Source organism: Pseudomonas sp. ZY71 (assembly GCF_036542145.1).
Classification (GTDB): Bacteria; Pseudomonadota; Gammaproteobacteria; order Pseudomonadales; family Pseudomonadaceae; genus Aquipseudomonas; species Aquipseudomonas koreensis_A.
Genome location: NZ_CP144274.1, coordinates 4,774,854 through 4,795,814 on the forward strand (window position 1 = coordinate 4,774,854; position 20,961 = coordinate 4,795,814).

The window sequence follows — 20,961 nt, forward strand, 5'->3', positions numbered from 1 at the left end:
AGAGTAGCGCAGTCGCAATCAGGCTTCATTGTCCATCCCCGGTTGCGTCTGCAATGGCAGGTGCAAGGTGATGCAGGTGCCGCGCCCGTCGATGCCGTCGGCGACACTGATCCGCCCGCCGTGCGCGCCTACCATGCCCTGACAGATCGCCAGCCCGAGGCCGGTGCCCTGCCCCCCGCGATCACCCCGGGCAGCGGTGTAGAACATGTCGAAAATCTTCGCCCGTTCCTCTTCGGGAATCCCCGGTCCTTCGTCGCTGACCGAGAAGAAAATCTCTTGGTCATTCGCGCCTGCGTTCAGTTGCAGTCGACCGTGAGCTGGCGAAAAGCGCGCTGCGTTTTCCATCACATTGACCAATGCCTGTTCGATCAACGCGGCATGGACGAACAACAACGGCAACTCGCTCGGCACATCGGTGCTGACCTGCAACGGCGCGAGCACCGCGCGCAGGCGATTGAGCGAACTGCCGACGATATCGGCGGGCGACACCCAGTCCCGCGCCAGCTTCAGCGCACCATGGCCGAGACGGGTCATGTCGAGCAGATTCTGGATGTAGCGATCGAGGCGTTCGGCTTCGTCGCGAGTGCCTTCGAGCAGTTCACGACGATCCTCCAGCGGGATCGCTTCGCCGAGGGCCAACAGGCTGTCGATGCTGCCGCGCATGGCGGTCAGCGGCGTGCGCAAGTCGTGGGATACCGACGCCAGCAAGGCACTGCGCAGTTGTTCGGTTTCACCGTGCAAGCGCGCAGCTTCCAGATCATCGGCCAACTGTGCGCGCGCCAGCGCTTGCGCCAACGGCTGACTCAACGCGGTGAGCAAACGACGGCGCTGGCCACTCAAAGTCTGGCCCTCTTTCGCACAGACCCCGAGCAGCGCCAGCGGCCCGTCCTCGACCGACAGCGGCCACCACCACCAACGCCCGAACGGCAATGTGCCGGTGCCCATGCCCGCCGGTTGATCGTGTTGCCACGCCCAATCGGCGGCGGCGCGTTCGGCTTCGGTGAATTGCAGCGGGCCGCCGGTTTCGACTTTCCAGCCGCCCTGGCCGTCGCGGTTGAGCAGGCACAGTTGCAGATCGCTCCAGCCATTGAGGTGTTGCGCGGCGGCGCTGATTACGGCTTGGCGGTCGGTCGCGGCGGTGAGTTTGCGCGACAGGTCGAGCAGTTCGGTGGTCTCTTCCTGGGTGTCGCGCAGGGCTTGCAATTGCCGACGCTGACGCGCCGCCAGGTTGCCCGTCAGTGCCGCCATCAACAGGAAAAACAGCAGGGTCAGCACGTCTTCTTCGCGCTGAATGCTGAAGGAAAAATTCGGCGGAATGAACAGAAAATCGTAGGTCAGAAACGACAGCGCCGCACAGGCCAGCGCCGGACCGAGACTGCTGCGCACCGCGACCAGCAACACCGCCGCGAGGAACACCAACGAGATGTTCGGCAGTGGCAACACACTCGACACCGCCCACGCCAGAGCACTGGCCAACACAGTGGCGACCAGCGCCAGCGCATAGTCGAACCACACCAGCGTCAGCGGGTTTCGCTGGCGCGGTTGATGCTGTTGCTGATCGCTGTCGAGGACGTTGATTTCCAGCCCATGGGCCTGACGTAACAAACGCGCCGCGAGTCCGCCGCCGAACAAACGACGGCGCAGACGCGGTCGGGATTGACCGACCAACACCAGACTCGCGCGGCGTTCAGCGGCGTGCTGGATCAGGGTTTTCGCCACCTCACCGGCGCGCAGCAACACCACTTCACCGCCGAGGCGCTCGGCCAGTTGCTGAGCGCTTTGCAGACGCAGACGCGATTGTTCGTCGCGTACGCTGCCGTTGTCGACATGCACCAGACTCCACGGCAGATGCCGACGCTGGGCTACGCGACTGGCGTGGCGGACCAGGCGTTCGGCCTGCGCATCACCATCGACGCCGACCAGCAAGCGCCCACGCACCGCCGGAGCGGCCTGACCGAGCTGGCGATAGCCTTGGGCGAGATCGTTATCGACCTGCGCGGCGGCGGTTTGCATCGCCAGTTCGCGCAATGCGGTGAGGTTGGTCTGGGTGAAAAATGCATCGATCGCTGCGCGCGCCTGCTCGGGCACGTAGACCTTGCCTTCGCGCAGTCGCTCGAGCAATTCACGCGGCGGCAGGTCGATCAGCAGCAGTTCGTAGGCTTCTTGCAGCACCCAGTCCGGCAGGGTTTCGCGCACTTGCACACCGGTGATGCCGCGCACCTGATCGTTGAGACTTTCCAGGTGCTGGACGTTGACCGTGGTGAACACGTCGATGCCGGCAGCGAGCAGTTCCTGAATGTCTTGCCAGCGCTTGGCGTGGCGGCTGCCGGGCGCGTTGCTGTGAGCCAGTTCATCGACCAGCACAAGCTTGGGCCTGGCGGCGAGAATGCCGTCGAGGTCCATTTCTTCGAGCATCACGCCACGGTATTCCGAGCGCACCAGCGGCTGCTGCGGCAAGCCACCGAGCAGCGCTTCGGTTTCGGCGCGGCCATGGGTTTCGACCACCCCGGCGAGGACTTTCACTCCTTGGCGCAACTGGGTGTGGGCGGCCTGGAGCATGGCGTAGGTCTTGCCGACACCGGGAGCAGCGCCGAGGAATACTTTCAACCGGCCACGGCCGTCACGGGGCAAGTCTGCTAACAGTGCGTCGGCGCGGCCGGAGTCGCTCATGCTTGATGCTCTCTCTCTTGCTGATAGTTATGCAGTGTTCTTTCGGCCCTCTTCGCGAGCAGGCTCGCTCCCACATTTGGAACGCGTATCCCTGTGGGAGCGAGCCTGCTCGCGAATGGCCGCGCCACCGATCTACAATTTTTCCAGTGCCATGTTCAACGCCAGCACATTCACTACCGGCGGCCCCACCAGCGGCTGTTCGATGTGCGCATCGAGCAGTTGCTGCAAGGTCGACACCGGCAGGTTTCGCGCCGCTGCAACACGCGCCAGTTGATAGGCAATCGCCGCCGGTGGCAAGTGTGGATCGAGGCCGCTGCCGGAGGTGGTCAGCAAGGCCAATGGCACCGGGCCTTGGCCGGGAACCTGGAGTTTATTGGCGTCGTCGATCACCCGCGTGGCGAGTGCCGGATTGCTCGGCGCCAGGTTGCTGGCGCTGCTGGAAACCGTAGCAAACGCACCGGCGGAGGGACGTGGATGGAACCAGGCATCGCCGACAAAATCCTGGGCGATCAGCGACGAGCCGCGGACCTTGCCAGCGGCGTCGTGCACCAGGCTGCCGTTGGCTTGAGCGGGGAATGCGACTTGCGCGACACCGGTTACCACCAGTGGATAGGCGACGCCGGTGACCAGGGTCATCAGCACCAGCAGGCTCAGGGCCGGACGTATCATTGTGGACATTGCAAAATCCTCGAATTCGTTGGGCAAACTTTGGTGGGGTGTCAGGGAGATCTTTTCCCCCTCACCCCAGCCCTCTCCCCCAAGGGGGCGAGGGGGAAAGGGAGCCGATCTATGTACTTTTCAAAACTTGCGTTCGGCTCGGTATTTCGGGTCGATGTACCTTTGATTAACCACTCGGTCAGTCCCTCTCCCCCAAAGTCGCCAAGGGGTAAGGGAGCCGGTTTTTGTGCTGTTCAAAACCTGAGTTCGGCTCGGTATTTCAGGTCGATGTACCTCTCCCAATCACCTCGGTCAGTCCCCTCTCCCCCCGGGAGAGGGTTAGGGTGAGGGGTTCTTTCCCGCCTCACACCAGATGCAGCGCCGTGAGCAGCATGTCGATCGCCTTGATCCCCACAAACGGCACCAGAATCCCGCCCAATCCATAGATCAACAGATTGCGTCGCAACAACGCCGCCGCACTCGCCGCCTGCACGCGAACCCCGCGCAGCGCCAGCGGAATGAGCACAACGATGATCAAGGCGTTGAACACAATCGCCGAGAGAATCGCGCTCTGCGGACTGGTCAACTGCATGATGTTGAGCACGCCCAGTTGCGGATAAATCGAGGCGAACAGTGCCGGCAGAATCGCGAAGTATTTGGCCACGTCGTTGGCGATGGAAAAGGTCGTCAGCGCGCCACGGGTCACCAGCAATTCCTTGCCGATCTGCACCACATCGAGCAGCTTGGTCGGGTCGCTGTCGAGGTCGACCATGTTTGCCGCTTCGCGCGCCGCTTGTGTGCCGTCGTTCATCGCCATGCCGACGTCTGCCTGAGCCAGCGCCGGGGCGTCGTTGGCGCCGTCGCCGCACATTGCGACCAGGCGACCGTCGTTCTGCTCGTGACGAATACGCGCGAGTTTCTTCTCCGGCGTGGCTTCGGCGAGAACATCATCGACGCCCGCTTCAGCGGCGATGGCAGCGGCGGTCAGCGGGTTGTCACCGGTGACCATTACGGTGCGAATGCCGAGTTTGCGCAGTTCGGCGAAACGCTCACGAATGCCCGGTTTGACCACGTCCTTGAGGTGGATCGCGCCAAGCAATTTACCGTCGGCGCAGACCAGCAACGGGGTGCCGCCACTCTGGGCAATTTTGTCGATTTCCCGCGACAGGGCCGGGGCCAGATCCGCACGTTTTTGACCGAGGAAACTCAGCAGCGAGTCCACCGCACCTTTGCGATAGACACGGCCCTGATAGTCGACACCGGACAAGCGGGTTTCAGCGCTGAACGGCACGGCGGTCAGGGTTTCCAGCGCCGGTTCAGGCTGCGGATGCAGACCGCGCAGGTATTCAACGATGGATTTACCTTCAGCGGTTTCATCGGCCAGCGAGGCAAACAACGCACCTTCGGCAAGGTCACGACCGCTGACACCCGGTGCAGCATAGACCGCGCTGCAACGACGATTACCGAAGGTGATGGTGCCGGTCTTGTCCAGCAACAGCACATGCACGTCGCCCGCCGCTTCCACTGCGCGACCGGACTTGGCGATCACATTGAGGCGAACCAGACGATCCATCCCGGCGATACCGATCGCCGACAGCAAACCGCCAATAGTGGTCGGGATCAGCGTGACCAGCAGCGCTACCAGAAACACCAGCGGCAGGCTGCCGTTGGCGAAATGGGCGAACGGTTGCAGGGTCACGACCACGAGCAGGAAGATCAGGGTCAGGCCGATCAGCAGGATGTCCAGCGCCACTTCGTTCGGGGTCTTCTGGCGTTTGGCGCCTTCGACCAGGGCGATCATGCGATCCAGAGTCGACTCACCCGGATTGACGGTGATCTGCACCAGCAACCAGTCGGAGACCAGTCGTGTGTTGCCAGTGACCGCCGAACGATCGCCGCCGGACTCACGAATCACCGGCGCCGATTCACCGGTGATCGCCGCTTCGTTGACCGCCGCGATACCTTCGATGACCTCACCGTCACCGGGGATCATCTCCCCGGCTTCGACGCGCACCACATCGCCTTTGCGCAGGCTCGCCGCCGGCACGACCTGAAAGCTGCCGTTGGCCAGTTTGCGTCGCGCGCTGAGGCCTTCGCTGCCGGCCTTGAGGCTATCGGCGCGCGCCTTGCCGCGACCTTCGGCCAAGGCTTCGGCGAAGTTGGCGAACAGCACGGTGAACCACAGCCACAGGGCGATTTGCGCGGCGACGAAGGTCGGCACGTCGGCGTCGGGAATGAAGCACAGCACGGTGGTGAAAATTGCGGTCAGTTCGACCACCAGCATCACCGGCGAACGCTTCAGCTGCCGAGGGTCGAGCTTGACGAAAGCTTGCAGCAGCGCCGGACGCCACAGGGCCGAGATCGCGGTTTTCGGTGCTTCTGCCGACTTGGTCGGCTCTGCAGGTTTTGCAGGAACGTGCATATTCATGATGGATTCCTTAGAAGCCCATACTTAAATGTTCGGCAATCGGGCCGAGCGCCAGAGTCGGCAGAAAGGTCAGGCCGCCTACCAGCAAAATGGTCACGGTCAGCAGGGTCACGAACAGCGGGCCGTGAGTCGGGAAACTGTTCTGGCCGATCGGTGCGGTTTTCTTCATCGCCAGGCTGCCGGCCAAGGCCAGTACCGGAAGGATGTAACCGAAGCGACCGATCAACATGCCCAGGCCCAGCATCAGGTTGTGGAAAGGCGTGTTCGCGCTCAGACCACCGAACGCCGAGCCGTTGTTAGCGCTCGCCGAGGTGTAGGCATACAGCAACTGGCTGAAACCGTGCGGGCCAGGGTTGCTGATGGTCGCCGCAGCACTGGGAACCGCGGCGGCAATCGCACCGAGCACCAACACACCAACCGGCATGACCAGCAAGGTCACCACCAGTAATTGCACCTCACGCGCCTGGAGTTTCTTGCCGAGGTATTCCGGCGTACGCCCGATCATCAGACCGGCGAGGAACACTGCGATCAACACGTTGAGCAACATGCCGTAAAGCCCGGCACCGACGCCGCCGAAGATCACTTCACCAACCATCATGTTGACCAGCGCAACCATGCCACTGAGGGGGTTGAGGCTGTCGTGCATGCCATTGACCGAGCCGTTCGAGGCGGCCGTGGTGGTCACCGACCACAGCACCGTGGCGGTGGTGCCGAAGCGCGCCTCTTTACCTTCCAGCGGCGCAGTCTGCTCAACCGCAGCGTTGTTCAGCGTCGGGTTCGGCTGATACTCAGCCCACAGCGAAGTCGCGCCGCCGATCAGGAACAGCGCCAGCATGCAGGCGATGATCGCGCGGCTCTGGCGCAGGTCTTTGACGTAGTGGCCGAAAGTGAACACCAGCGCCACCGGGATCAGAATGATCGAAGCGACTTCGAACAGGTTGCTCCACGCGGTCGGGTTCTCGAACGGATGCGCCGAGTTGACGCCGAAGAAGCCGCCACCGTTGGTGCCCAGTTGCTTGATCGCAATCTGACTGGCGGCCGGGCCGAGCGGGATCACTTGATCAACGCCCTGCATCGTCACCGCGTTCACATATTGCGCGAAGGTTTGTGGCACGCCCTGCCAGACCAGATACAGCGCCAACAACAGGCACAGTGGCAGCAAGCCGTAGAGGGTGGCGCGGGTCATGTCGACCCAGAAGTTGCCAAGGGTTTTCGTCGATTTGCGGCCGATGCCACGGCACAACGCAACCAGCACGGCGAGGCCAGTGGCGGCGCTGACGAAGTTCTGCACGGTGAGGCCTACCATCTGGCTCAGATAGCTGAGGGTCGCTTCACCGCTGTAGGACTGCCAGTTGGTGTTGGTCATGAAACTGACCGCGGTGTTGAACGCTTGGGTCCATTCCTGGCCCGGCAGGTTTTGCGGGTTCAGCGGCAAGTGATCCTGAAACAACAGGATCGCGAACAGCAAGAGGAAACCGGCGAGGTTGAACGCCAGTAATGCCAGCGTGTATTTCTGCCAGCTCTGCTCAGCCTGGGGATCGACCCCGGCGATGCGGTAGCAACCGCGCTCTACCGGGCCGAGAACCGGCGTCAGCCAGGTGCGCTGACCTTCCATCACTTTGTAGTAGAAGCGCCCGAGGAACGGCGCCGGCAACAGAACCACCGCAAAAAACGCGAGGATCAGCCAATAGTCATAACTGTGCATAGCCGCTCCTAGTTCCGATCCGCGCGCAACAGCGCAACCAACAGATAAATGAACAGCCCCACTGCCAATAGCAGTGACACCCCGTCCAGAACGCTCATGGAAGATCTCCGAGTTACGGCGTATTGCCGTGTGTGCAGGCATTGTCGGAAAGGAGGCTGTAAAGGAACGAGAGCGAGGGTGTTGGCTGGGCATAAAGAAAGCGTAAAGAGTGGGTTTATGCAGGCTTTACAGGTGGGTTTTGCGCTGTATGGGCGGGCCTCTTCGCGAGCCTGCTCGCGAAGACGGCATCACCGCCAACATCGCACCCAACTGGCGCACAAAAAGCAGCTATCCCACCGCGAACATCCCCGATACGACAGCTTTCAACTCATTACGACTTGTTTCAGCGCACTGGCACGCCCACTGCAAACGCCCTCCCCCGAGCTTTCCAAACCGTTCAGGGAGCAACCGCATGAACACACAACTCAAACCCACACTGGGCACGTTGCATCTGTGGGGCATCGCCGTAGGGCTGGTGATTTCCGGGGAATATTTCGGCTGGAGTTACGGCTGGGGCGTGGCCGGGACACTGGGGTTCCTGGTGACCTCGTTCATGGTCGCGACCATGTACACCTGCTTCATTTTCAGCTTCACCGAACTCACCACCGCGATTCCCCATGCCGGCGGGCCGTTTGCCTACAGCCGTCGCGCCTTCGGTGAAAAAGGTGGATTGATTGCAGGCCTGGCGACGCTGATCGAATTCGTCTTCGCGCCACCGGCCATTGCCCTGGCCATTGGCGCCTACCTTAATGTGCAGTTTCCGGCACTCGATCCGAAACACGCGGCGGTCGGCGCCTACATCGTATTCATGGGCCTGAACATTCTTGGCGTGAAGCTGGCGGCCACGTTCGAGCTGATTGTTTGCGTGCTGGCCGTCGCCGAGTTGCTGGTGTTCATGGGTGTGGTCGCGCCGGCGTTCAGCTTCAGCAACTTCGCGCTCAATGGCTGGGCGGGGTCGGATGTATTTGGCGCGCCAGCGATTGCCGGGATGTTCGCGGCCATTCCGTTTGCGATCTGGTTCTTCCTCGCCATCGAAGGCGCCGCCATGGCCGCCGAAGAAGCCAAGGATCCGAAACGCACGATTCCCAAGGCCTACATCAGCGGCATCCTGACCCTGGTGTTGCTGGCAATGGGCGTGATGTTCTTCGCCGGCGGCGTTGGCGACTGGCGCACCTTGGCCAACATCAACGACCCGCTGCCGCAGGCGATGAAAACCGTGGTCGGCGACAACTCCGGCTGGCTGCACATGCTGGTGTGGATCGGTCTGTTCGGTCTGGTCGCCAGTTTCCACGGGATCATCCTCGGCTACTCGCGGCAGTTCTTTGCCCTCGCCCGGGCCGGGTATCTTCCAGCGTCACTGGCGAAACTCTCGCGCTTCCAGACACCGCATCGCGCAATCATTGTCGGCGGCATCATCGGCATCGCGGCGATTTACAGCGACGGCCTGATCAACCTCGGTGGCATGACCCTCACCGCCGCGATGATCACCATGGCCGTATTCGGCGCCATCGTGATGTACATCATGAGCATGCTCAGCCTGTTCAAACTGCGTAAATCGGAACCCAATCTCGAGCGTACTTTCCGCGCGCCGTGCTATCCGTTGATTCCGCTGATTGCCTTGGTGCTGGCGGTGGTGTGTCTGGTGGCGATGGCGTGGTTCAACGCGCTGATCGGGTTGATCTTCCTCGGTTTCATGGCGGTCGGTTTCGGCTACTTCCTGCTCACCGGGCAACTGCGCGCCAACGCACCGGCCGATGCGATGCTGACGGGCAATTGAGGGATTTCGGGTGAACCCGGTGCAAGCGGCCTAGAATGGAACCACTGCGAAGTCACTTCGCTCAAACGTGGTATGCAGCGTCGCACGGCGAAATCCTCGCCCGTCGACCTGTCCTTAAGGAGAGCCGTTATGCCCTGGTATGCCTGGTTGATTCTGGTCGTTGCAATCGGCTCGATCGTCGGCGGATTAATGATGTTGCGCGACACCGCCAACAAGGTCGATCTGACCGATGAAGAACGCCGACGCGTTGCCCAACGCAATGCCGAAGCCGACGCCAAAGACGCACAAGATCGCTGAACACAACCCCGCCTGATCGGCGGGGTTTGTGCTTTTTATAGCCATTGGAGCTATCTGCACGCTTTTAAGAAGTAGAAGTACAGTCACCATTTAATTTTCCTTGGTTAAGATGGGGACATTGTTGCGGAGAGTTCCAGATGCGTTACTCGCAGGACCATAAAGCCCAAACCCATCAGCGCATTATCAAGGAGGCTTCGGCACGCTTTCGCAAGGACGGAATCGGCGCTACGGGTCTGCAACCCCTGATGAAAGCGCTGGGTCTGACCCATGGCGGTTTCTACTCACATTTCAAGTCCAAGGACGAGTTGGTCGAGAAAGCCTTGCAAGAGGCCGGCAACCAGGTTGACGGGTTATGTGCAGAGATTTTTTCGCAGGATAATCCGCTTGATGCCTTTATCGAGACGTACCTGTCCGAATGGCATCAAACGTCGCCGCATGAAGGCTGCCCGTTACTGACGATCTCTTCCGAGCTGGGTCTGCGTGGCCAACCCAGCCCCACCAGCGACGTGGTCCTCAATGCTCGGCTGGAGCAGATCGAGAGCAGCCTCGAAGGCGAGAACAGCGCCGATCGCGCCATTGTCATCATGTCGACACTGGTCGGCGCGCTGCTACTGTCACGCAGTGTCGCGGATGCCGGGTTTGCGCAACGCATCCTCGATGTCACCCGCGATCATCTCAAGAAGCGGGACTAAGCCTGCCAGCGCTTGAACAGCACGCTGGCATTGACCCCGCCGAACCCGAAACCGTTGGACAGTGCATATTCGATCGCCATCGGTCGCGCCTGGCCGTGGACGATATCTACACCTGCGCTCGCCGGATCGGGATTGTCGAAATTCAGCGTCGGCGGAACGACCTGATCACGAATGGCCAACAGTGTGAAAATGGCTTCAAGCCCGCCGGCAGCGCCGAGCAAATGACCGGTGGCTGACTTTGTCGAGGTCACGGCGATTTTATTTTGCGTGCCGAACAACGCTTTGATCGCCGCCAACTCGCCGAGGTCGCCCACCGGGGTCGAGGTCGCGTGGGCATTGAGGTGCTGCACCTGATCCGGCGTGATACCCGCCTGCGCCAATGCCAGCGTCATCGCGCGCCGCGCACCACTGCCATCTTCCGGCCCGGCAGTCAGGTGATAGGCATCGGCGCTGGTGCCATAACCGACCAGTTCCGCCAGCGGCGTCGCGCCACGCGCCAAGGCGTGTTCCAGGGATTCAATCACCAGCAGCCCCGCGCCCTCGCCCATCACGAAGCCGTCGCGACCGCTGTCGAACGGCCGTGATGCGCGTTCCGGGGTGTCGTTGTAACCGCTCGACAGTGCCCGCGCTGCCGCAAAACCGGCCAGACTGACGCGGTCGATGCAGGCTTCCGCGCCGCCACACACAGCAATGTCCGCTTCGCCGGCGCGGATCAAGCGCGCCGCATCGCCAATCGCTTGAACACCCGCAGCGCACGCCGTCACGGGTGCGCCCAAAGGCCCCTTGAGGCCGTGTTGAATCGACACGTGCCCTGCCGCGAGATTGACCAGGAACGACGGAATGGTGAATGGCGACAAACGCCGAGGACCGCGACTGTCGGTGGTGCGTACAGCGTCGGCAATCGCGCCGAAACCGCCGACACCGGAGCCGATGATCGTAGCTGTACGCTCCTGGCTTTTGCTTTCCGAGGGGTGCCAGCCAGCCTGTTCCAGTGCCTGCCGGGCAGCTTCCATGGCGAACAGAATAAAGCGGTCCATCTTCTTCTGTTCCTTGGGTGGCGTGGCGCGATCCGGATCAAATCCTGCCTCAGCGTCCTCTTCCAGCGTTGGCACCGCGCCGCCGACTCGCGTGGGCAAATCAGCGACCGTTGCCTCAGGCAGGTTACGCAAACCAGAACGTCCGGCCAGCAAACGCTGCCAGACGACTTCACGATCGCTGCCCAAGGGTGAAACCAGGCCCATGCCCGTGACGACTATTCGACGCGAATCCATACTGTAGTGACCTCTGATCAATTCAATTGCCGGACTTGTAGCGTTGGGCTGCGGAACTGCGGGAAAGGTTCGGCGCCATGACATGGCGAGCCGCAACAAAGGCGTGCCATTCGCCTGCGTCAGGCAGCGAAGGAATGGTAATCAACTCGCCCTGATCCAGACCGGCCAGCGCCGCATCGACCATCTCGCCCGCGTCCATAACCATTTCTGCCGGAATGCCACTGGCATCGATACCGGAGCGCTCCCAGATTTCGGTGCGAGTCACACCCGGCAGCACGGCCTGAATCTGCACGCCGGTGCCTTCGAGTTCAGTGTTCAGCGACTGGGTCAGGCTCAGTACATAAGCTTTGCTAGCGCTGTAGGTGGCGTTGAAGCGTTCCGGAAACAGCGCCACCACCGAGGCGATATTGATGATCGTGCCACGTCCAGCTTTGGCGAAACTGGCAGCTGCCGCCGACGCCAGTCGGGTGACAGCGGTGATGTTCAGCTGGATCAGTCGCTCCAACTGATCCATGTCGGCGTTAGCCAGTAAACCGTCCGACGCCACACCGGCGTTATTGACCAGCAAGCTGATACTGGAATCGCTGCGCAGGCGTTGTTCGAGTTTGAGTACGTCATCCTTTTGCGTCAGGTCTGCTTTCAGCACTTCGACCTGAACACCATGGGCATCGCGCAACTGACTCGCGGCGCTTTCCAGTCGATCCTTGTCACGGGCAACCAGCAGCAGATCAAAACCACGCGCCGCCAGGCGCTGAGCGTAAATCGCACCAATACCGGACGATGCGCCGGTAACGAGAGCAGTACCTTGGGATTGTGCGGAATTCATGAGGGTGCTCCTGGAATGCTTGATGAAGGAAGTTGCCGATGAGACATGTTGGCTCGACGCCCCGGCAAATTATTATAGGCATAATCCAAAGGCGATATGATAGCCGTAATTTTAAACCGTCCGACAGGTGCCCTCTCCACTGTTATCCGCAGCCAAGCACTGCGCCAAATGAAAAAGGCCGGTCTAAGACCGGCCCCCTTGGCGTTGAACAGTAAGCTTAGTTGACTTCCAGCTTGTCGCGATTGCGATCCAGGATCGCCTTGCCAATTCCTTTCACTTCCAGCAATTCATCCACGGAGGCGAAAGGACCGTTTGTTTCACGATATGCAACAATCGCTTTGGCTTTGGCCTCACCGACTCCGGCCAGCTCTTTTTGCAGCGTCGCTGCGTCAGCACCGTTGAGATCGATTTTTGCACCTTGGGAAGGCGCCGCTGTATCCATTACGATCGGCGCCCTGGCTGACTCCGCTGGCGCAACAGGTGCGGCAATAGCGGCAATCGAGGCACTGGTGAGGAAGGCAAAAATCAGGGAATAGAAGTAACCGGTACGCATTAGTGACGCTCCATCATCGTTTGAGAAAGCAGCTTTTCCGAAGCTGCTCTCCAAACGTAGGTCATGCTGGAGCTATGTCAAAAATGCGTGCGTTACAGGATGTGAAACAATCAAGGCTCGAGACGGCGCTGCTGGTAGATCCAGTCAACGATTTCGCCGTCTGGGGTGTAACCGCTGACGGTTTCACGCAGGAGTTGACGGACGCGGGCATAGTCATCTTTCTCGACAGCAATCAGCAGATCACTCAAACGCCCTTTCAACACATCCCATGGCAAATGGTCCTCGCTAGCCGTCATGATCATCGGATGTGGGGTGGCGGCTACGTTATCGCCAATCAACAGTTCCTCGAAGAGCTTTTCGCCTGGGCGCAATCCAGTGAACTCAATGGAGATATCCCCTTGAGGATTGCGATCGGAACGAATGCTCAGGCCCGAGAGATGAATCATCTTTTCTGCCAGCTCGACAATCCTTACCGGTTCGCCCATGTCCAGCACGAATACGTCGCCGCCTTGTCCCATGGAGCCAGCCTGGATCACCAATTGAGCGGCTTCGGGGATGGTCATGAAATAGCGGGTGATTTTCGGGTGAGTGACCGTCAGCGGGCCGCCGGACTTGATTTGCCTGTGAAACAGAGGGATCACTGAACCGGACGAACCTAATACATTGCCGAAACGAACCATGGTAAATCGAGTTTTGTTGACTCGAGAGACATTAGCCTTATCACCGAACAATACCGGGGCGATCTCGCGACTGAGCGCTTGCAGCGTCAGCTCGGCAAGTCGTTTGGTACTGCCCATGACATTGGTGGGACGTACGGCCTTGTCGGTAGAAATCAGAACGAAGTTTGAGACACCTGACTGCAGCGCTGCCTGAGCAGTGTTTAGTGTGCCGATAACATTATTCAGCACACCCTCCGCGATATTGTGCTCCACCATCGGTACGTGTTTGTAAGCCGCCGCGTGATAGACAGTGTCGACCTTCCAGGTCTTCATCACGTCGAGCAGTTTTTCCTGGTGACGGATGGAACCGAGGATCGGCAGCAGGCGAACGTCCACCGCATCACGGCAGCCACGCTGCTCGAGCTCGGAGAGAATGCTGTAAAGATTGAACTCACTATGTTCAAACAGAAGCAATGTTGTCGGGCCCAGCAAAAATATCTGCCGGCATAACTCCGAACCGATGGAACCACCGGCCCCAGTTACCATGACTGTCTTGCCTTTGATACAGCGCTCGAGTAAATCAGGCTGAGCCGGGACAGCGTCTCGCCCGAGCAAATCTGCGATATCGATTTCCTGAATGTCTTCGACTTTGACCCGGCCGCTTGCCAGATCGGTGAAGTTTGGAACGCTGCGCACATGAAGGGGGAAACCTTCAAGCAAGTTGAGAATCTCGCGACGCCGCGCACGGGTCGATGATGGCAGCGCAAGCAGGATCTCCTGCGCTCCCGTGACATCGATCATTTGCTGTATATGTTTTGGTTTGTAGACTTGCAGACCGGAAATGGAGCGATCAGCAATGCTTGCATCATCATCGATAAACGCCACAGGCCGCATCACGCGCCCCATCCGCAGCGCAGCAACCAGTTGATTACCAGCCACTCCCGCGCCGTACACTGCGACCTTGGTGAGGCCGTCGTCGCGACTCGTAAACGGGACATGCTTGGCCGCCATGAACCAGTCGCCCATGAAATACTGGCGCATGCATAAGCGCAGTCCCCCGATGATCACCAGGCTTAACCACCAGTAATTGAAGATGATGGAACGCGGCACCACAGTCTTGTGGTTGCTGTACCAGAAGACGACTAAAGCGAGGATGAGCGCAGACAGACTGACCGCTTTGATAATGGCGATTAGCGCATCGTTGCCAAAATAACGCATCACGGCACGATACATGCCGAAACGAATGAACAATGGAATGGCAATCAGCGGCGCGCTGATAAAGAGCCAGAGATGCGTCTCAATGGGCTGGGTAACATTTTCGATTCCCAAACGAACCACGAACGATCCCCATAGCGATATCCACACCAGGAATACGTCCATGATTACCTGAATCAGACGTTTTCTTTGGCGAGGCATTCCAAGCAGGAATAATCGCATTTTATCCATTAACCATCCGTCCATTTCATATCGGCCACCCGAAGCGGGCAGGGATCACGCCAGAGACCAAATACTTTGGCAGGTAAATTGCCACCTTCGTACAAATCCCAGGGAACCCCTGGCTGCAGTCTGTATTAAAACGCAAAAGAGTAGAGATTAAACCTGCTGCGCAGATAAAATACACCTCCTGTGCGCATCCCGTTTGCCGCTCTGCGATCACCGGGCGATATCACTAAGCCATCAGGTCTGTTTTTTAACCGCATCTGAAGCATTATTTAACTCAAAACGCGAGGACGCATGGAGCCGCAACCGCCCCGAGCCGGTCAACCAGATTCTGATCTATCCGTCGAAGCCCAGATGAAATTGCCCTCCCAGTGTAAAGTCGCAATCCTGATGTGCACGTACAATGGCCAGGCATACCTGAAAGAACAGATCGATTCGCTCATATCCCAGACTCATCAAAACTGGACGCTGTACATATCCGATGATGGTTCTACCGACGGCACACTTGCGCTACTGGAAACCTACCGGGAATTGATCGATTCACAGCGCATTCATTTATTCAGCGGACCCCGCGAGGGATTTGCCAAAAACTTTATGTCGCTTGTTAGAAATGAGAATGTCGAGGGAGACTTTTTCGCATTCAGCGATCAGGACGATATCTGGCACAACGACAAGCTGGAAAGAAGCATCCGCCAATTGCATTCGTTCCCCGGAAATCAGCCCGCTTTATACTGCTCGCGCACTCGCCTTATCAATGAAAACCGCAAAGTCATCGGGTTTTCACCCAAGTTCAACCGACCGCCCCTATTCCAAAATGCGCTAATACAGAGTATTGCGGGCGCCAATACGATGCTTTTGAATGGCGCGGCACGAGACTTGTTGAACAGAACTTCACCCGACATTCCTGTTGTCGCACATGACTGGCTTGCCTATCTTTTAACGACAGCGTGCGGTGGAAAGGTCATCTACGATTCGGAGCCAACGCTCGATTACCGCCAACACGGTGGCAATGTGATCGGTTCCAACTCCAGCATTAAAGAGCGCATACTCCGTTTGGGAAAACTTATCGACGGACGATTTAGCCGCTGGAGCGATGTCAATCTGAGCATCCTTGAACCACTTGAAGAAGATCTGACAACCAGCAACAGACAGACAGTGCATGACTTCAAAAAGGCAAGGCAAAGCACATTGCTTCAGAGGTTTCGTCTAATGAGAAGTTCAGGAATTTATCGTCAGACCTTGATGGGCAATATAAGCCTTATTCTAGCCATCTATCTGAACAAGATTTAAGTCAGTCCAGCACACACGGTTAGCGCCTCTTCAAAAAGGCGCTTACCGGCGTTATTAACAACTTGAGTGCGTTCGCACATTCACATCCAGCTCGGCGCGATCAGAAGCTCATGCTGCAGACTTGACCAGCTTGGCAGCCGTGTCTAGAACATCAAGTACTTGACGCTGCAGGCGATCAACGGAGTAGTCTTCCCTCAGTCGGTTTTGAGCATTCAAAACCTGCATTGAGCGTCTCTCACTGTCACCAATCAACAGTTCAAGAGCATCCACCCATTGCGCAGTCGTTGTTGCCAATGTGCCACATCCCCCTGAACAGCAGGCGTCATAAATTGTATCGGCACTCGCGACGACCGCTGTACCAACCGAAGTATATTCGACCCACTTGGTATTGGCTTTGACAGCATTGAAATCCGTATTAGCTAGCGGGCAGATACCAATATCCCAGTTCAGCGAAGAGAACTTGGCAAGAAACTCTTCGTAGTTGGGTACCGGAGGAATGACATTGACCCTGTCACCAAATTCCTCAAGCACTGCTGGCTTCGGTATTGAACCAAACAATTCAAACTCAACTTCAGCGTCTTTTTTCAGCACTTGAATCAGTGCTGGCAAGACCGTTTCGAGGTCATGGGCGTGGTCAAAACCCATATAGCCGATTTTCTTTGTCGATCGTTTTACTGCCGGAACCAATACATTGCCAGAGCAATAAATGGTACCCACTTTAAAGTTTGACTTTAATCCATAGGAAACAAAGCGCTGTTTCAGCGCTTCAGTCGAGCAGTACACAAGATCGACATTCTCAAGCAGGTAACGCACAGCTTCGAGGCGAGCGGGATGATTATGGTACTCATATTTTTTCTGTCCAATTTCAACAGGTACATGCAGAAGATCATCGTCGACATGAAAAACTGTAGGAATGCCCGCCGCTTTAGCCAGTTGAGTCAGATAGGCCGTATGCGGCCCACTGTGACGACAAAAAACGATCGCAGTAGGCTTGAACTTCTCCACCCGCTCACTTATCCAACTCTCCACTTCGGATTCACGCAGACGTTTGCCAAACAGCTCTTTCATCTGCTGTTCACTCAACAAGTCCGTGGTCAGATTACCCTGTTCAATATTGGCTGCGAGCGGTTTCAAAAAGCTCAATTGCAATGTTGGAATAAGTGCATTAGCTACAAAAAGCACGCGTGCGGAAGCACCGCCTTGCACTTTCACCTCCGCGTTTTTACCACCAAAAATCCGAGCGAATGTGTCGCTGATAGTTTTTTTAATCTTCTCTACATGGCTAAGCATTTTAGTTCCTGACCTTGCTCTTCATTGATTTTACGCTCGAATCCCTGTTGATTTATTCCCAAACCCGCTGCCCCTGGAGCCCTTCGCTACCGAAGCAAGGGCCGTAATATCAGACGAAACGCACGAGATAACCTGGACAAACCCGCGTACAGCTCTCCGCGGCGTGATGCGGCGATGGAATAATAGGGTGGGGTATATAATGCGTCGGCTAACAGATCACCAAAAGCCGGCTTCCAATTGCCTTTGGAATTTGAAAACGCCTCAGCAAGGAGCGAGGGCCGGACGTGACCCTGCTTTATCTCTCGCACTAACTCATCACGAGAAATAAAACCCTTTTGTAGCGCCCTACGCAAACACGACACCCATAAACCTCTGTTAGGATTATCCAGGGACACCCATGGCTGGGTGTTCATATCTGTATAATGCAGCAAACTTGTTTCCCCCTCAGCGTAGTTCTCTAGAGAGTTCCACACTTCCGGAACTGAAAACGAAATCTCACTGGCCAGTTTCATTTCATACATAAGTTCGTGATAACTGATTTTGCCTTTATCGAGCTGGTTGATAATGTCATCAATATTCCAACCCAATTGAGCACAGTCCATCAGCATCACGCTGAACTGAGAGCGGCGCCCTCCCCCTGCACTACCGACCGTTTGCAAAACACTTCCCTGAAACGGCCGACTCCATAAACCCGCTATATCCTGAAATACCTGCATATCGGCATCGAGATATATCGCCTTACCTTCATACCCACATAGTTCAGGGATTAAAAAACGCTGGAATGAGAAAGGCGTTCTTGCCTTGTTAGCAGCGTCCTTAGGTAATGGTATAGTTCGCTGATGTGCATAAATAGCTGACAGCTGAACAGGCAAGTCTGTAGTTTCAAGAATCGAGAACTCAAGAACCTTCATCGGCAGCCATTCAGCGGGAGTGGCTGCCACGAATACGCGGACTGTATCTATGGGGTCGTTGGAGATGCCTTTAACATCCGTCATATATTAAACCTTAATAAGATATGAGACTTGTAACTGACTCCCCAACGACACACCCATCACTCCGGGAATTGCCATATCGCGGTTTTCTGAATAGGTACGGCATTTAAATAAGAGCCGCTAATTCTGAAGGGCGTAGACTCCGACAGCGAAATATGTTCGACCCCATCAGGACTCATCACTTCAATTGAAATCGAATACGCACCGGGCGCCAACTCCGCACTCCCGAGATCCGCTTTTAAGCGGGTCCGTCCGGCAGGCCAAGACAAACTCGAACGAACAGAGTTCCAATCCGCCAGAACACCTTGGGAGCCATCCCGCAGTAGTGGTCTTATAACTGCATTCTCGGGCAACTTGCTAATATCTATATCAAGACTCAGATTAGCCCCATAAGGAAGCGATTGACCTGGAACAAGCTGGCAACCATTTGCCATCAAACTGAATGAAATCAGCTCCGGATGAAGTGTGTGACCACGCTTTCTCTCATTTTGATCACCCAGCTTGTCCTGATAGAGGGAAATGGCATTCTGAACCCCTCCCTCATATAGCACTTTACCCTTTTCCAGGAATATGGCTCGATTACAAAGTCGGGCTACCTGACCGATAGAGTGCGATACGAAAATGACTGCCGCATTCCGCGCGAGCTCGTTTACGCGTTCGTAACAACGCAGCCGGAACGAAAGGTCTCCTACGGCAAGAACCTCATCGATAATAAGAATATCAGGCCGAATGACGGAGGAAGCAGCGAAACCAAGCCTGGACTTCATACCTGAACTATAAAACTGTACAGGTGAGTCAAAAAACGTATCAAGCTCAGAGAAATCTTTGACTTCATCGATATAGGCAGCTAACGCTTTGCCATTCATGCCCATCAAACGACCGCGCACCGTGACATTGTCACGACCCGTCATGGTAGGCGAAAAACCCGCGCTCATTTCCAGCAGGTAACCCAGCTCACCGTTTCGGATCACACTGCCTCGATCAGCTGCCAGTTTCCCGGCAATACATTTGAGCAGTGTGCTTTTTCCTGCGCCGTTATGTCCCAGTACGCCAAGTACTTCACCACGACGAAGGGAGAAATTCATACCTCTAATCGCCCAAAACTCGGAATCGCGAAGGTCTTTGTGATCGTTTTGCCCACCGCTTACAGCGCCACGCAAAATATCTCGAGCCGCATACTTCACAGATGACTTCAAGTCACGTGAATACTTTTTCCATAAATCGTTTACTTCTAGCAGTACAGTCATAAGTTACCCCATGCGCTCAAGCAGAATCGGTACTTGACGATGGAGCTGTTTGAGCGACCAACTCAAAATTAAGGTAAACACCACCGTACTGATAATCAATGGAAGCATGTAAACAGATTCCAAATCGTGTAAGGACTTCGCCAATATAGCCAATGGAGCAGCTAAAGGGTTGATACAGTTCAACCAGAACAAAGGCCCGGAAGTTTGTTCAAAAGCCGGGTAAAAAATCGGTGATATGAGTATCACTGGTAAACTGACGGACGAGAGCCCTTTACGAACATCCGCGTACAGCACCGCCCATGGCGCAAGTAGAGTTCCGATGGTGACCGCTGAAATCAGTAAAGCCATCAAGGAAATTATAATTGACAGCCAGGAGAAAGGTTGCGTAGGGAACGACAGACCCAACAAAGGTATTGCGATCAATATCAATACCACTCTGATCAGCAAACCAATCAACCCTTCAAATAAAACTGATAGAACGAAAGGAATTGGCCCGACGTTAATACCTCGCAAAAGACCTCTATTCTTTCGAATAAAATCAGACATCTCTTGAACGATATGCATCCACCATTGAAAAATCGTTACTCCGGCAAACGCTCGTAGTATGTCCCAGCCGGAGTCTGCCGAATGTGCGGCACCACCATTCAATTGACCCTTGATAAAGATATAGCAAGCAGCATAAAGCATGGGCGTTATTAGTGCCCATGCGTAACCCAAAGCGTGTTGTTTTATCTGAATGGAAATACTGCGCTTCGCAAGCGCAACACTGGAGTTAATGGTTTGTCGCCACATGTAATAATCAGCCTTCTACGAGTTCAATTGTGGCACTTTTCTCAGCCATCTCAACGAAAATGACGGAGCAAACCAGTCTTGTCCACATTCGTTCATATCTTATCCTTCGCTGCAGTGTCCCTTCACCGCAGCAATCTATCACATATCGGGGAGTAGACCTACGCCTACCCGGGTCTCAAGGGCCATCCTTGCGTAAACGCCGGCGGGTCATCCTTTTGTCAGCGCGATCAGCCTGAGTCGTGATCACTGGCTTCTAGATAAGGTAACCCCACCCAGAATAAATCCTAAGCATAAATTGATTAAACAATTAAACTCTTGACCTACCCCGAGCAAACT

17 protein-coding genes are annotated in these 20,961 nt (G+C 56.7%); 4 read left to right on the forward strand and 13 right to left on the reverse strand.

The window, feature by feature from the left end:
* Positions 1-18 precede the first annotated feature (18 nt).
* From VY732_RS21135 to kdpF, 5 genes are all read right to left on the reverse strand, one after another.
* The gene (locus tag VY732_RS21135) at positions 19-2,670 is read right to left on the reverse strand and encodes a sensor histidine kinase KdpD (RefSeq protein ID WP_331691670.1); all 2,652 of its coding nucleotides are present in this window, start codon (positions 2,668-2,670) and stop codon (positions 19-21) included.
* Positions 2,671-2,802: 132 nt separating this feature from the next.
* Positions 2,803-3,348: a potassium-transporting ATPase subunit KdpC gene (gene kdpC, locus VY732_RS21140; RefSeq protein ID WP_331691671.1), complete on the reverse strand. Its 546-nt coding sequence runs from the start codon at positions 3,346-3,348 to the stop codon at positions 2,803-2,805.
* Positions 3,349-3,691: 343 nt separating this feature from the next.
* Positions 3,692-5,755 carry a potassium-transporting ATPase subunit KdpB gene (kdpB, locus tag VY732_RS21145; protein ID WP_331691672.1) on the reverse strand — a complete coding sequence of 688 codons (2,064 nt, stop codon included), beginning with the start codon at positions 5,753-5,755 and terminating at the stop codon, positions 3,692-3,694.
* 10 nt (positions 5,756-5,765) lie between these two features.
* Positions 5,766-7,460, reverse strand: coding sequence for a potassium-transporting ATPase subunit KdpA (kdpA, locus tag VY732_RS21150; protein ID WP_116030509.1), 1,695 nt, complete (start codon positions 7,458-7,460; stop codon positions 5,766-5,768).
* A gap of 8 nt (positions 7,461-7,468) precedes the next feature.
* Entirely contained in the window at positions 7,469-7,558 is a 90-nt protein-coding gene (gene kdpF, locus VY732_RS21155; RefSeq protein ID WP_007899818.1) for a K(+)-transporting ATPase subunit F, read from the reverse strand.
* Between the two features lie 353 nt (positions 7,559-7,911).
* On the opposite strand from kdpF, the gene eat reads away from it, so the two are divergent.
* The 3 genes from eat (at position 7,912) to VY732_RS21170 (ending at position 10,265) form a co-directional block, all read left to right on the forward strand.
* Positions 7,912-9,276, forward strand: coding sequence for an ethanolamine permease (eat, locus tag VY732_RS21160; RefSeq protein WP_007908507.1), 1,365 nt, complete (start codon positions 7,912-7,914; stop codon positions 9,274-9,276).
* A gap of 129 nt (positions 9,277-9,405) precedes the next feature.
* Complete coding sequence (locus VY732_RS21165) at positions 9,406-9,573, forward strand: DUF2897 family protein (RefSeq protein WP_007908505.1); 168 nt, start codon at positions 9,406-9,408, stop codon at positions 9,571-9,573.
* A 137-nt stretch (positions 9,574-9,710) separates the two neighbouring features.
* Entirely contained in the window at positions 9,711-10,265 is a 555-nt protein-coding gene (locus VY732_RS21170; protein WP_331691677.1) for a TetR/AcrR family transcriptional regulator, read from the forward strand.
* Here VY732_RS21170 and fabF read toward each other — a convergent pair.
* From fabF to VY732_RS21190, 4 genes are all read right to left on the reverse strand, one after another.
* Complete coding sequence (gene fabF, locus VY732_RS21175) at positions 10,262-11,536, reverse strand: beta-ketoacyl-ACP synthase II (RefSeq protein ID WP_331691678.1); 1,275 nt, start codon at positions 11,534-11,536, stop codon at positions 10,262-10,264. The two genes, VY732_RS21170 and fabF, sit on opposite strands and share 4 nt — an antisense overlap.
* 22 nt (positions 11,537-11,558) lie before the next feature.
* Positions 11,559-12,362, reverse strand: a complete 804-nt coding sequence (locus VY732_RS21180; RefSeq protein WP_137217783.1) for an SDR family NAD(P)-dependent oxidoreductase — start codon at positions 12,360-12,362, stop codon at positions 11,559-11,561.
* Between the two features lie 217 nt (positions 12,363-12,579).
* The gene (locus VY732_RS21185) at positions 12,580-12,915 is read right to left on the reverse strand and encodes a ComEA family DNA-binding protein (protein ID WP_077574000.1); all 336 of its coding nucleotides are present in this window, start codon (positions 12,913-12,915) and stop codon (positions 12,580-12,582) included.
* A gap of 110 nt (positions 12,916-13,025) precedes the next feature.
* Entirely contained in the window at positions 13,026-15,020 is a 1,995-nt protein-coding gene (locus VY732_RS21190) for a polysaccharide biosynthesis protein (RefSeq protein ID WP_077574001.1), read from the reverse strand.
* Between the two features lie 288 nt (positions 15,021-15,308).
* Here VY732_RS21190 and VY732_RS21195 point away from each other — a divergent pair, with 288 nt between their 5' ends.
* Entirely contained in the window at positions 15,309-16,304 is a 996-nt protein-coding gene (locus VY732_RS21195) for a glycosyltransferase family 2 protein (protein WP_331691679.1), read from the forward strand.
* 108 nt (positions 16,305-16,412) lie between these two features.
* Here VY732_RS21195 and VY732_RS21200 read toward each other — a convergent pair whose 3' ends face one another.
* From VY732_RS21200 to VY732_RS21215, 4 genes are all read right to left on the reverse strand, one after another.
* Positions 16,413-17,594, reverse strand: a complete 1,182-nt coding sequence (locus VY732_RS21200) for a hypothetical protein (protein WP_331691680.1) — start codon at positions 17,592-17,594, stop codon at positions 16,413-16,415.
* A gap of 86 nt (positions 17,595-17,680) precedes the next feature.
* On the reverse strand, positions 17,681-18,589 hold the full coding sequence (locus tag VY732_RS21205) for a glycosyltransferase (RefSeq protein WP_137217785.1): 909 nt from the start codon (positions 18,587-18,589) through the stop codon (positions 17,681-17,683).
* A 56-nt stretch (positions 18,590-18,645) separates the two neighbouring features.
* Positions 18,646-19,833, reverse strand: coding sequence for an ABC transporter ATP-binding protein (locus tag VY732_RS21210; protein WP_077574004.1), 1,188 nt, complete (start codon positions 19,831-19,833; stop codon positions 18,646-18,648).
* A 3-nt stretch (positions 19,834-19,836) separates the two neighbouring features.
* On the reverse strand, positions 19,837-20,625 hold the full coding sequence (locus tag VY732_RS21215) for an ABC transporter permease (RefSeq protein WP_137217786.1): 789 nt from the start codon (positions 20,623-20,625) through the stop codon (positions 19,837-19,839).
* Positions 20,626-20,961 lie beyond the last annotated feature (336 nt).